The following is a 12,611-nucleotide window of genomic DNA, read 5'->3' as shown; positions in this document are numbered from 1 at the left end:
CGGCACCCGCGAACTTTCTTATATTTATTGTTATTTATCGCATGAAACTGCGATGCATTTGAGTATAGTTGATTTTAATCAAGGCGATCTCGCCTCAGTGAAAATACTGAACTCAGTCTGATTTAATAAAATCATTTGCCGCATAATTTAGCTGTGCGGGTCCGCAAGATGATGACGCAGAGGATATTTCGGCATGGGATTTAATCGCAAGCAGTGGATCGTAACCGGTGTGGTCGTGGCTTTGGCCGTCGGAGGCTACTATGCCTGGAAGACATTGAGCGATCCCGGTTTGCCGGATGGTATTGCAGGCGGGAATGGACGTATTGAAGCTGTTGAGATCGACGTTTCGACCAAAAGCCCAGGACGCATCCGCGAAATCCTAGCCGATGAAGGTCAATTCGTTGAAGCGAATGCCATTCTTGCCCGGATGGATACGGCTCAGCTTGAAAGTCAGCGCAAACAGGCAGAAGCACAACTGCGCCGTGCTGAAATAAGCATTGATACAGCTAAAAGTCTCGTCGCCCAGCGTGAAGCCGAACAAACTGCTGCGGAAGCAACCGTCGCGCAACGCGAAGCCCAATTGGATGCTGCCCAACGACGACTTGTTCGTTCACAGCAGCTTTCGGAATCGCGCACTGTTTCCCAGCAGGTGCTCGATGATGACCGCGCAACCGCTCAAGGTGCAGAAGCTGCTGTTGGTGCCGCCAAAGCCCAACTTGCGGCAACCGCAGCCGCGATCAGTGCTGCCAAGGCGCAGGTGGTCGATGCTGAAGCCGCGGTTGAGGCTGCAAAGGCAGCCATCGCGACAATCGACACGGATATCAACGATGCCACCTTGCGTTCGCCAAAGCCGGGCCGCGTACAATATCGCGTTGCGCAACCGGGCGAGGTGCTGTCAGCCGGTGGTCGCGTGCTTAATCTGGTCGATGTCAGCGATGTCTATATGACGTTCTTCCTGCCGACTGCGCAGGCTGGTCGTGTAGCTATTGGGGCAGATGCGCGCATAGTGCTCGATGCGGCACCTCAATATGTGATCCCGGCGACGATCAGCTTTGTTGCTGATGTTGCGCAGTTCACGCCGAAGTCGGTTGAAACGGAAGAAGAGCGCCAGAAGCTCATGTTCCGCGTGAAGGCAAAAATCCCACAGGATTTGCTGCAAAAATACATCCAGCAGGTAAAAACTGGCCTGCCAGGAATGGCTTACGTCAAGCTTGATGCGAATGCTGAATGGCCGAAGAACCTCGCGGAAACCGTAAAATGAGTGCGGCCTCGATAAAGGCTGGTGTGGAAGACGGTAGCTTTGTCGTCTGCGCTGAAGGTGTAGGGCTGTCCTACGGGTCTGCTGCTGCACTTCATAGCATCTCACTCGATGTTCCAGCAGGCTGTATGGTCGGCCTGATCGGCCCCGATGGTGTCGGCAAATCGAGCCTTCTTTCACTGGTCGCTGGTGCACGCGCCATGCAACAGGGAAAGATTGATGTGCTGGGTGGCGATATCTCCAACAAGCGCCATCGTGAGTCGGTTTTTCCGCGTATCGCTTACATGCCTCAGGGGCTGGGCAAGAACCTTTATCCGACACTTTCGGTGTTCGAGAATATCGAGTTTTTTGGTCGCTTATTTGGCCATGACAAGCATGAACGCGAACGCCGTATAGCCGATCTTTTGGCTCGAACGGGGATGTCACCCTTTGCGGATCGCCCGGCGGGAAAGCTTTCAGGCGGTATGAAGCAGAAAACCAGTCTTTGCTGTTCGCTGATCCACGATCCCGATTTGCTGATCCTTGATGAACCGACAACTGGTGTCGATCCTTTGTCACGACGTCAGTTCTGGGAGCTGATCGACGATATTCGCAAAGATCGTCCGGGCATGAGCGTCATTGTGGCAACGGCTTATATGGAAGAGGCCGAGCGCTTCGATTGGCTTGTGGCGATGAATGATGGCGCAATTCTTGCGACCGGAACGCCACAGGAACTGCTTGAACAAACAAAGACGCCCAATCTCGATGCAGCCTTTATTGCTTTGTTGCCGGAGGAGTTACGGGAAGGGCACAAAGAGGTTGTGATGCCGCCGCGCAATGCTGAGGCAGATAGCGGCATCGCTATCGAAGCTGAGCATGTCACTGTGCGGTTTGGCAATTTTACCGCTGTCGATAATGTGAGCTTCCGCATTCCGCGCGGTGAGATTTTCGGCTTTCTCGGCTCTAATGGCTGTGGCAAATCTACGACCATGAAAGTGCTGACCGGACTTTTGCCAGCGAGTGAAGGCACAGCGCGGTTGTTTGGACGCGAGGTCGATCCCAAGGATATCGATATACGCCGTCGTGTCGGTTATATGTCGCAAGCCTTTTCGCTTTATTCAGAATTGACAGTACATCAGAACCTGGAGCTGCACGCAAAGCTCTTTGGAATGAATGCGGAAGACACCCAGCGCAGAATCAAGGAACTCGCGCAACGTTTTGATTTGGCTGGGGTTATGGATGAGCTTCCAGAGTCTATGCCGCTTGGCATTCGCCAGCGCCTGTCTCTGGCTGTAGCACTCATTCATTCGCCTGATATTCTCATTCTCGATGAGCCGACATCGGGCGTTGATCCCGTTGCGCGTGATGCATTTTGGCAGATACTTGCCGATCTTTCGCGCAAGGATAATGTGACGATCTTTGTCTCGACCCATTTCATGAATGAAGCCGAGCTTTGCGACCGCATTTCGCTGATGCATGCGGGTAAGGTGCTGATCAGTGACACGCCAAAGGCGATCACAGAAAGTCGCAGTTCGGCAACGCTTGAAGATGCCTTTATTGCCTATCTCGAAGAAGCGATAGGCGAGACTGCGCCGCAGAAGAGTAATCAGGAAAAATCTGATCCAATACCCGAAAAGAAGCCGGTGAAGAATCCAAAGCCTTCATCAAGCTGGTTGCCTAATCCTCGGCGGATGCTCGCATTTTCTAGGCGCGAAGCGCTGGAGCTCAAGCGCGATCCGATCCGTGCGACATTAGCCATTCTTGGTACTGTCATTCTTATGTTCGTCATCGGCTATGGTATTAATCTTGACGTCGAAGACCTGACATTTGCGGTACTTGATCGCGATGACACCACGATCAGCCGGGATTATACCCAGCAGCTTGCCGGTTCGCGCTATTTCACGGAAAAGTCTCCCATTACCGACTATGACGAACTTGACCGAAGGATGCGTGAAGGCGAGATCAGCCTGGCGATTGAAATCCCGCCGAACTTTGGCAGCAATGTCGCGCGTGGTCGTCCGGTTGAGGTGGGGGCCTGGATTGATGGTGCGATGCCGACGCGTGCAGAAACCGTACGTGGTTATGTACAGGGCATGCACGCCAACTGGATGACGCAAAAGGCGCGCGAGCTTTATGGAAACGCTGCTACCGTTGGCAATTTCAATCTCGAAATTCGCTATCGCTATAATCCGGACGTGCAGAGCCTTGTGGCTATGGTTCCAGCAGTTATTCCGCTTCTCCTTTTGATGATCCCGGCCATGCTCGCGGTGTTGAGCGTGGTGCGCGAGAAGGAACTCGGTTCGATCATCAATTTCTATGTGACGCCAGTCACGAAATTCGAGTTTCTGCTTGGCAAGCAGTTGCCCTATATCGCGCTGGCCTTCCTCAATTTTTTGATGCTGACAGCCTTTGCGGTCTTCATCTTCCGCGTGCCATTTACCGGAAGCTTCCTGACCTATGCCACAGCAGCGCTGCTCTATGTCATCATCACGACTGGCATGGGCTTAGTGATATCGACCTTTATCAATAGCCAGATTGCAGCGATTTTCGGCACAGCATTGCTGACGCTCATTCCTGCTGTGCAATATTCGGGCATTATCGACCCCGTATCGTCGCTGCAAGGGGCGGGTGCTTTTATCGGGAAGATTTATCCGACAACTTATTTCGTGACGATCTCGCGCGGGACTTTCTCAAAGGCTCTCGATTTTTCCGATCTGGCGGGGTCGTTCCTGCCGCTGCTGATTGCGATTCCGGTGCTTACTGTTCTCGGCATTGTTCTCCTCAAGAAACAGGCGGGCTGAGATGCGGATTTCCAATATTTTCCAGCTTGGTGTGAAGGAACTGCGCGGATTAGCGCGTGATCCGATGCTTCTGCTTCTCATCGTCTATGCCTTCACGCTCGCAATCTATACGGCGGCGAAGGCTATGCCTGAAAACCTCAACAATGCGGCTATCGCCATTGTCGATGAGGATCAGTCGCCGGTTTCGGGTCGGATCACGACCGCGTTTTATCCGCCATATTTCGTGCCGCCAAAACTTATCTCGTCTCACGAGATGGATAAGCGCATGGATGCTGGTCTTGACACATTCGCACTCGATATTCCGCCGAACTTCCAGCGTGATCTGCTCGCTGGACGTTCGCCAACAATCCAGCTGAACGTCGATGCAACGCGCATGAGCCAGGCCTTTACGGGCGGTGGATATGTGCAGTCGATTGTGTCAAGCGAAGTGACAGAGTTTCTCAATCGCTATCGCGAAGACACGCAAACGCCCGTTGGCCTCAATTTGCGTGCGAGGTTCAATCAGGACTTGAACAAGGGCTGGTTTGGCGCGATCACCAACGTGATCTCGTCGGTAACGATGCTCTCAATTATTCTGACGGGTGCAGCCCTTATCCGTGAGCGCGAGCATGGCACCATCGAGCATCTGTTGGTGATGCCGGTAACGCCGCTTGAGATCATGGTCTCCAAGGTATGGTCGATGGGGATGGTGGTGTTGGTCGCTACGGCCTTTTCGCTGATCGTGGTGGTTCAGGGTATCTTGGCGGTGCCGATCAACGGTTCACTGACGCTGTTTCTGGCAGGGGCTGCATTGCAGCTTTTTGCGACCACCAGTCTTGGTATTTTTCTCGCAACGATTGCCGGTTCCATGCCGCAGTTCGGCCTTTTGTTGATGTTGGTTCTGCTGCCGCTGCAAGTGCTATCGGGTGGCACAACACCGCGCGAGAGCATGCCAGAAATCATCCAGAACATTATGTTGGCAGCACCCAATACGCATTTTGTGATGCTGGCACAATCGGTGCTGTTTCGTGGTGCAGGGCTCAGTGTTGTGTGGCCGCAATTGCTGGCAATGATTGTAATTGGCAGTGTACTTTTCTTCTTTGCGCTGCGTCGCTTCCGCGATTTCTTGAGATAGGAAAACCTTTGCAATTCAACAATCTGAATCACTTCGTTCTGAATGTGATTCAGATGGGGCACATTGTTGCAGTTGATAATCTTCCTTCCCCTTGCTATCGCTCGCTTCAGGAAACGGTTCTGCCCGAGAGGGTGGATGAAAAGGGAACACGGTGAAGCATTAAATTGCTGATGCCGAGACTGCCCCCGCAACTGTAACCGGAGAGTCATCCTCCTATGATCGTATCTTACGATTATAGCCACTGAGCATTCGTGTTCGGGAAGGCGGAGGACCGATGAAGACCCGGAAGTCAGGAGACCTGCCGTATCCAGTCACCCATGGCTGACACGAGGGGTGTTCAGTCGCGGCCGTCCGTAGCGGTGACATTGTGAAATGTTGCCGTGGGACAAAGACAGGGAGCTTGCGCCCTGATTTCTGACACCTGCGGTGAAGCAAAGCTTGCGCGCAGGAAGTAGAAATTAATGCATATTCTCCAATTATCTGCATATCTCGCATCGACCATTCTGGTGGCGGTGCCGTTGGATGCTATCGCACAGACAAACTTAAATGCACAGGATGGCGTCGTGCTTGACATGATTGTTGTAACGCCGCTGCGCCGCGCGACATCGTTGCAGCGTTCAACGTCTTCCGTCACGGTGATTGATAAGGCCGAGATTGAGCGCTCTGCTTCACCGGATCTCCAATCGCTGCTGCAATATTATCCGGGCATTTCGATCACCGCAAATGGCGGACAGGGATCGTCTTCCAATCTCTATATTCGGGGCATGTCATCGAAACAGACAGTCGTTCTGGTGAATGGCGTGCGAACAGCTTCGGCGACCACCGGGGCGACTGCGCTTTCCAATATTCCGTTGAGCTCAATTGATCGTATCGAGATCGCCAAAGGCGCGCATTCCTCGCAATACGGTGCCGATGCGATGGGCGGCGTCATCAACATTATCACCAAGCAGGGCGGAGCGTGTGGCGAGCGCTCTTTCTGCGGAAGCGTGACAACAGGTGTAACGCACCCATGGGGCGGTTATGTATCCGGCTCTCTGCAAGGGCGCAGCAAAGATGGTATCGATTATGCCTTTGGTGCGGCAGTGACCGGCACGCAGGGCTATAATTTCACGACTCCCGAAGCTTTTGGTTATGAGCCTGATCGCGATGGTTTCCTGCAGGGATCGTTCAACTTCGCGCTGTCGAAGGATTTTGACTGGGGCAAGATTTATGCCGATGGTCTTCTGAGCCGAGGACGCAATCAATATGATGCAAAAGCGCCGTCGGCCAACGAAGCTTACACAACCGCCTTTAGCGGCAAGCTTGGCGCGCGGGTCGATCACAGTTCAGACTGGTCCTCGACGATTGAATTCAGCTCAGGCCTCGATCACAGTAGGAATTTCCGCAAGGGCGTCAGTGGCTCAGACCGCTTTGAAACAAAACGCTATGGGGTATTTGCCTCCACAGAAAAGCAGTTCGATACCGGTAATGTCTCGCATGTGGTGACGGGTGGTGTTGAGGCTTATCGCGAAGAGGTGGATGCAACGACTGCTTATGCCGAGACAAGCCGCAATCTGGCAGCGGTGTTCGGCCAATATTCGCTTGAATATGATGCGCTGCGTTTTGATGGCGGCGTGCGCTATGACTACAATGAGCAGTTTGGCGACGTTGTGACGTATAATCTCGGTGGGAGTTACGAAATCCTGCCTGATCTCGTGTTGCGTTCGTCGTTTGGAACGGGCTTCCGTGCTCCTACCTTCAATGAGCTTTATTATCCCGGCTTTGCCAATGCCGATTTGCAACCGGAAAAATCGCGCTCCTACGAGATTGGCCTCAACTGGCAGGCCAGCGCCAACACAAGCCTTGATATGGCTTTTTATCAAACATGGCTGCGCGATGCGATCTTAAGCACAGCACCTTCCTATCTGCCCTATAATATTGCGCGGGCGCAGGTTACGGGTTTTGACGCGACACTTACCCATCGCTTTAATGATAGCTGGGGCTTTAAAGGCTCCATCGATCTGAAACGTCCGTTAGATGAAGATACCGATAATGATCTGGCCTATCGCGAACGGGTGAAAGCGACGGCGGAGGTGAACTTCAAGCCGATTGAGAAGCTCGATCTGACCGCAAGGATGCGTTACGGCGGCTCGCGCTATACCAGTGCTGCGAATACCAACAAGCTTGATCCTTATGTGACGGCTGACTTCATCGCGTTGTATGAAATCGACAAACAATCTCAGCTCAAACTCTCTGTGGAGAATATTTTCGACAAGGATTACCAGACCACCTCTGGCTATAATGCGCCGGGGCGCAGCTTCAATGTCGGGCTGACGCGGAATTTCTGATGAGACGCACAGTATGAAACTGCAGCAAGGATTATGGAAAATCAGGCTTTGCCTTGCGGCATGCCTGTTTCTCGCTGTGTTTCATTCAGCGCAAGCGCAGGAAATCCCTAAGCGGGTGGTATCGATCAATGTCTGTACCGATCAGCTGGCGTTGCTGCTGGCTGATCGCACGCAGTTGCAGTCGGTTTCATACTTGTCGCGAGACCCGCTTTTGTCGGTGATGATCGAGAAGGCAAAGCAGCTTCCGATTAATCATGGACAGGCGGAAGAGGTCTTTCTCATGAAGCCTGATCTGGTGCTGGCAGGCACGTTCTCTTCGCGGGCTACAGTTGGACTGCTGCGTGAACTCGGCGTGCGGGTTGAGGAGTTTGCGCCTGCACGTTCCTTTGAAGATATCAGGGCACATATGAAGCGAATGGGTGAATTGTTGGGGCGCAAAGAAGAAGCAGATCAACAAATTGCTGCGATGGACGCGGCACTCTCAGTAATCAAACGGCCCGAACATAAGCGCACCGTCGCGCTTTATTATGCAAACAGCTATACGTCAGGGCGCGGTACGCTGATTGATGAGGCGATCCGTCTGGCCGGACTTGACAATATCGCCGACAAAGCCGGTGTTCGCGGCTCGGCTATGCTGCCGCTCGAAATGCTGATTATGGAAAAGCCTGATATTCTGGTGCGCGGATCACGCGGTCGACCACCAGCTCTGGCTTTCGAGAATTTCGAGCATCCCGCATTGCGCGCGCTGGAAGGATATACACGAACAGTGGCACTCAACGATAATCTGACAGTGTGTGGCGGGCCGTTCAGCGTTGAGGCTGTGGCGAAACTCGCGGAGGCTGCGCGTGACTGAATCAAGTCGCTTTTATCTTCTGCTGTTTGTACTTGGCATGTTGGTGCTGGTGTTGTTCGCGCTTTCGCTGTTGGTTGGACCGGCATCGATCAGCATTGGTGATAGTGTTCAGGCGCTATTTGCCGGGCAGGGCGATGTCATCGTGTTGGTTATGCGCGAAATCCGTCTGCCACGTGCTTTGCTCGCTCTTCTGATTGGCGCTTCGCTCGGCCTTTCAGGAGCGGCTCTTCAGGGTTATCTGCGTAATCCGTTGGCGGAACCGGGGCTTCTTGGCGTGAGTTCTTCGGCGTCGCTTGGTGCGGTGATTGCAATTTATACAGGACTGTCACAGGTTTTCCCGCTGGCGCTGCCTTTGCTGGCATTAGTTGGTGCTTTTGCATCGGTCTTTCTTGTGAAAGCGCTTGCCGGACGCCATGCGGGAACACTTGCCGTCATTCTTGCTGGCGTTGCCGTGACCAGCCTTGCGGGTGCGATGACAGCTTTGGCGCTCAACCTTTCACCCAATCCTTTTGCCGCGATGGAGATTGTATTCTGGATGCTCGGCTCACTTGCTGATCGATCCATGACCCATGTTTGGCTTGCTGCCCCCTTCATTCTGATTGGCTGGGTGATGTTGTTCTCGTTGGGCCGTGCGCTCGATAGTCTCACATTGGGTTCGGATGCTGCCGCAAGCATGGGCGTCAATCTTTCCCGCGTTCAGGTCTTGGCTGTGGTTGGAACCGCCGCTGCAGTTGGAGCATCAACGGCGGTCGCAGGTGCTATCGGTTTCGTTGGGCTAGTGGTGCCGCATATTCTGCGCCCGTTGGTCGGTGCTCGACCGTCGCGCCTGCTTGTTGCGAGTGCCTTTGGCGGTGCCGCATTGCTGCTCGCAGCCGACGTGCTGGTGAGGATCATCATGCCAGGACGCGAATTGAAACTTGGTGTGCTGACGGCCATTATCGGCGCTCCCTTCTTCCTTTGGCTGGTCTTCAAATATCGGAGGCGGCTGGTATGAGCGTTCTCTCCATCGACAATCTTGATGTGTCGCTTGGGCGCAAGCCTGTGCTTGAAGCCGTTGGGTTTGAAGCAGGTGAGGGCGAGCTAATTGGTCTTATCGGTCCGAATGGTGCAGGGAAGACCACGCTTTTACGTGCGATTCTGAGGCTGACGTCATCAACAGGTAACATTCTGCTTGATGGCTCTGACCTCAGACGAATGCAGGTGGCTGATCGCGCCAAAATCATTGCTTATCTGCCGCAGGAGCGTGATGTTGCCTGGCCGGTCACAGTCAAAACGCTGGTGTCGCTTGGGCGCTCGGCGCTGAAACCGGCCTTTGCCGGGTTTGACCACACTGATGAAACCGTTGTTGAAACCGCAATGAAACGCATGGGTGTGGCTGAGCTTGCCTCTCGTCCTGCCAACGAGTTGTCGGGCGGGGAAAGAGCGCGGGTCTTGATTGCGCGTGTGCTGGCACAGGATACATCGATCATTCTGGCCGACGAGCCAGTAGCGGGCCTCGATCCGGCACATCAACTTGAACTGATGGAATTGTTTGCCGGACTTGCTCAAGAGAATAGAACGGTGATTGCCTCACTTCACGATCTTGGTTTGGCCGCGAAATATTGCACCCGGCTGATTGTGCTTGATGATGGCAGGCTGATTGCGGATGGCACGCCGGAGGATGTGCTCACACCGGCGCTTCTTAGAGATGTCTATGGAATTGACGCGCAACTGATGAAGATCGACGGCGAATTCATCCTACATACGCGCAAACGTCTCCGGTAGTTCATACCGTCTTCCACTGCCGTTCGAGGCTGGAAGCATAGATGCCTTCGATGGTTTTTTGCACCTCATAACCTTCGCGAAAATCCGCATGGCCGGTATTCTGACCCGCGATGCTCAACAGAAAGTCGCGCACTTCAATTGTCTTTAGATCATTGAAGCCAATCTGGTGTCCGCCAGCCACGCAGAAAGCGCCATAGGGTTCATGATCGGGTCCGGCGAAAATCTTGCGGAAACCCTGTCGGTCCTTTTTGTCTGAGAAAAGAAACAGATCGAGCTCGTTGAAGCGTTCCTGCGAGAAGTAGATAGAGCCTTTGGAACCTGATATTTCGAAGTCGTGCTGCATTTTGCGGCCACTCGCCACCCAATTGGCTTCGAGCGTGCCCGTCGCGCCGTTTTCGAAAGACACGAAGGCATGGCAGATGTCATCGACTTCCACCGCTTTCATTTGTGAAGGATTGGCTTGGTCGGCGCGTTCAGCGATCGCGGTAACGCTTTTGCCCATCACATCGGTAATGGGCCCGACAAGATAGCGCGCGGCTGCAATGATATGACTGCCTATATCCGCAAGTGCGCCGCCACCACCTGCCGGATCAAGCCGCCAGGACCATGGAATGCGGTGATCTGCCATGAAGTCTTCGGCGTGGATGCCGCGGAAATTTCTGATTTCTCCGATTTCACCACTGTCGATGATGTCTTTCGCAAGCTTGATCATTGGGTTCTTGAGATAGTTGAAGCCGACAGCGGTTTTGACGCCTTTGCGCTCTGCGGCCAATGTCATTTCAAGACATTCTGCGGCTGTGGGCGCGAGAGGTTTTTCGCAATAGACATGCTTACCAGCTTGAATTGCCGCGAGCGCCATTTCCTTGTGAAAGCGGTTTGGTGTGGTGATGTCGACCATATTGATGGCCGGGTGGGCGATCAGGTTGTGCCAGTTTCCTGTCGAATGCGCAAAGCCGAGTTGACGGGCAGCACGGTTGGCTATGTTGTCATCAACATCGGCCAACGTGTGCAGTTCAACTGTTAAGGGAAGGTCGAAAATCCGGTTTACATTCGCCAGGGCAAGAGCATGGGTCTTTCCCATGAAGCCCGATCCGATCAGACCCGTTACAACAGTCATTTTCTCCTCCCAGAGCAAAATTCAGAAAACGGTTTCCTACTTTTCAGGATGTATTTCGACAGCAGCTTATGTGATTGACATGAGCTAACAGAAATGGAATTATAATTCCACGAGAAATTTCTAATGAATGTTTCATTCTATTAAAGAGCGAAGGTCAGATCGAAATTGCCGGGATCAAATGCGTGGAGGCAGCCCCGGAATTAGCTTTGATCAAGGTACAGATAAATTAACAAACCGGCGGGGAGTGCCGGGTAGGGAGGAGTGAACATGAAATCTCTTTTAAAGTCGGCAGTTGCTGGTGTTGCACTGATGGCTGCGTCTTTCGCAGCGCAAGCACAGGATGTCAGCATTGTGGTCGTAAGCCACGGTCAGGCATCTGATCCATTTTGGTCGGTTGTAAAAAATGGTGTTGCTGAAGCTGCGAAAGATACAGGCGCAAAGGTGGATTATCGCGCGCCTGAAACCTTCGACATGGTGCAGATGGCGCAGCTGATCGATGCTGCAATCAATCAGAATCCGCAGGGCATTGTTGTTTCGATCCCTGACGCGGATGCGCTTGGGCCGTCGATTGAACGTGCGGTTGCCGCAGGTATTCCGGTCATTTCGATGAATTCTGGGTCTGACGCGTCCAAGAAACTCGGCGCGTTGCTGCACGTGGGTCAGGATGAGTACGATGCTGGTAAGGTTGCCGGTGAAGCACTGAAAAAGGCTGGCGGCAAGAAGGGCATTTGCGTCAATCAGGAAGTCGGCAACGTCTCGCTCGATCAGCGTTGTGCAGGTTTCAAAGAAGGTTTTGGCGATGTGACCGTCCTGCCAACCTCGGCTGATCCGACTGAAAACGAATCCAAGGTCCGTGCAGCACTCGCATCCGATACGGCTGTTGATACGATCTTGACCCTCAACGCGACACTTGCTGGTGAACCGGCGGTGAAGGCAGCTTCGGAAAGCGGACGCGAAGGTATTCACGTCGCGACTTTCGATATGTCGGCTGGTTTCCTTGAAGCGGTTGAAAGCGGCAAAGCGGATTTCGCTATCGATCAGCAACAGTTCCTGCAGGGATATCTTCCGGTCGCATTCCTTGCACTCAATGCAAAATATGGCCTGATGCCAGGTGGCAACGTGCCTTCTGGTCCGAACCTGATCACTAAGGACAAGGCCAAGCAGGTCGTTGAGCTGTCTGCCAAGGGCATCCGCTAAACAAGGCATAAATTCAAAACAACTCACCCGCCCATGAAAATGGGCGGGAATGGATAGTCATTCTCAGAAACTCGCGGCCGTCGTACAGCATGGGCTGGAGTGCATATCTCGCAGATTGAATCAAAATGATGCTCTCGTGGTCAGAATCCGACATTTGCATCTCTTGGATACAGGCGTGGGACAAATGTCTGAATCATGCAG

At 53.2% G+C, this 12,611-nt stretch carries 9 protein-coding genes and 1 riboswitch; of the genes, 8 read left to right on the top strand and 1 reads right to left on the bottom strand.

Annotation, left to right across the window (positions count from 1 at the left end):
• Window positions 1-193: 193 nt before the first annotated feature.
• The 7 genes from CES85_RS16415 to CES85_RS16385 all read left to right on the top strand — a co-directional run bounded on the left by CES85_RS16415 (window position 194) and on the right by CES85_RS16385 (window position 10,096).
• Window positions 194-1,261 carry an HlyD family secretion protein gene (locus CES85_RS16415; protein WP_095446912.1) on the top strand — a complete coding sequence of 356 codons (1,068 nt, stop codon included), beginning with the start codon at window positions 194-196 and terminating at the stop codon, window positions 1,259-1,261.
• Window positions 1,258-4,038, top strand: coding sequence for a ribosome-associated ATPase/putative transporter RbbA (gene rbbA / locus CES85_RS16410; protein WP_095446911.1), 2,781 nt, complete (start codon window positions 1,258-1,260; stop codon window positions 4,036-4,038). The genes CES85_RS16415 and rbbA overlap by 4 nt, the downstream gene beginning before the upstream one ends.
• Before the next feature lies 1 nt (window position 4,039).
• Window positions 4,040-5,152: an ABC transporter permease gene (locus tag CES85_RS16405; protein ID WP_095446910.1), complete on the top strand. Its 1,113-nt coding sequence runs from the start codon at window positions 4,040-4,042 to the stop codon at window positions 5,150-5,152.
• Between the two features lie 97 nt (window positions 5,153-5,249).
• Window positions 5,250-5,472: riboswitch (cobalamin riboswitch) on the top strand.
• 141 nt (window positions 5,473-5,613) lie between these two features.
• Window positions 5,614-7,479 carry a TonB-dependent receptor domain-containing protein gene (locus tag CES85_RS16400; RefSeq protein WP_095446909.1) on the top strand — a complete coding sequence of 622 codons (1,866 nt, stop codon included), beginning with the start codon at window positions 5,614-5,616 and terminating at the stop codon, window positions 7,477-7,479.
• Window positions 7,480-7,492: 13 nt separating this feature from the next.
• Window positions 7,493-8,332, top strand: coding sequence for an ABC transporter substrate-binding protein (locus CES85_RS16395; RefSeq protein WP_095446908.1), 840 nt, complete (start codon window positions 7,493-7,495; stop codon window positions 8,330-8,332).
• A complete protein-coding gene (locus tag CES85_RS16390) occupies window positions 8,325-9,326 on the top strand; it encodes a FecCD family ABC transporter permease (RefSeq protein WP_095446907.1) in 1,002 nt (333 codons plus the stop codon). Before CES85_RS16395 ends, CES85_RS16390 begins: the two co-directional genes overlap by 8 nt.
• Entirely contained in the window at window positions 9,323-10,096 is a 774-nt protein-coding gene (locus tag CES85_RS16385) for an ABC transporter ATP-binding protein (RefSeq protein WP_095446906.1), read from the top strand. Before CES85_RS16390 ends, CES85_RS16385 begins: the two co-directional genes overlap by 4 nt.
• A gap of 1 nt (window position 10,097) precedes the next feature.
• Here the strand turns inward: CES85_RS16385 and CES85_RS16380 are convergent, their stop codons facing one another.
• Window positions 10,098-11,213, bottom strand: a complete 1,116-nt coding sequence (locus tag CES85_RS16380) for a Gfo/Idh/MocA family protein (protein WP_095446905.1) — start codon at window positions 11,211-11,213, stop codon at window positions 10,098-10,100.
• Window positions 11,214-11,480: 267 nt separating this feature from the next.
• Here CES85_RS16380 and CES85_RS16375 point away from each other — a divergent pair, with 267 nt between their 5' ends.
• A complete protein-coding gene (locus tag CES85_RS16375; RefSeq protein WP_095446904.1) occupies window positions 11,481-12,410 on the top strand; it encodes a sugar ABC transporter substrate-binding protein in 930 nt (309 codons plus the stop codon).
• Window positions 12,411-12,611: the final 201 nt, after the last annotated feature.

Origin of the sequence: Ochrobactrum quorumnocens (assembly GCF_002278035.1) — a bacterium.
GTDB lineage: Bacteria > Pseudomonadota > Alphaproteobacteria > Rhizobiales > Rhizobiaceae > Brucella > Brucella quorumnocens.
The sequence above is the reverse complement of the archived record's forward strand: the minus strand, read 5'-3'. Positions and strand labels throughout refer to the sequence as shown.

Excerpts from the sequence above, each read along its gene's own strand:
- CES85_RS16415 (WP_095446912.1), top strand. The coding sequence starts at position 194 with ATGGGATTTAATCGCAAGCAGTGGATCGTAACCGGTGTGGTCGTGGCT.
- rbbA (WP_095446911.1), top strand. The coding sequence starts at position 1,258 with ATGAGTGCGGCCTCGATAAAGGCTGGTGTGGAAGACGGTAGCTTTGTC.
- CES85_RS16405 (WP_095446910.1), top strand. The coding sequence starts at position 4,040 with ATGCGGATTTCCAATATTTTCCAGCTTGGTGTGAAGGAACTGCGCGGA.
- CES85_RS16400 (WP_095446909.1), top strand. The coding sequence starts at position 5,614 with ATGCATATTCTCCAATTATCTGCATATCTCGCATCGACCATTCTGGTG.
- CES85_RS16395 (WP_095446908.1), top strand. The coding sequence starts at position 7,493 with ATGAAACTGCAGCAAGGATTATGGAAAATCAGGCTTTGCCTTGCGGCA.
- CES85_RS16385 (WP_095446906.1), top strand. The coding sequence starts at position 9,323 with ATGAGCGTTCTCTCCATCGACAATCTTGATGTGTCGCTTGGGCGCAAG.
- CES85_RS16380 (WP_095446905.1), bottom strand. The coding sequence starts at position 11,213 with ATGACTGTTGTAACGGGTCTGATCGGATCGGGCTTCATGGGAAAGACC.
- CES85_RS16375 (WP_095446904.1), top strand. The coding sequence starts at position 11,481 with ATGAAATCTCTTTTAAAGTCGGCAGTTGCTGGTGTTGCACTGATGGCT.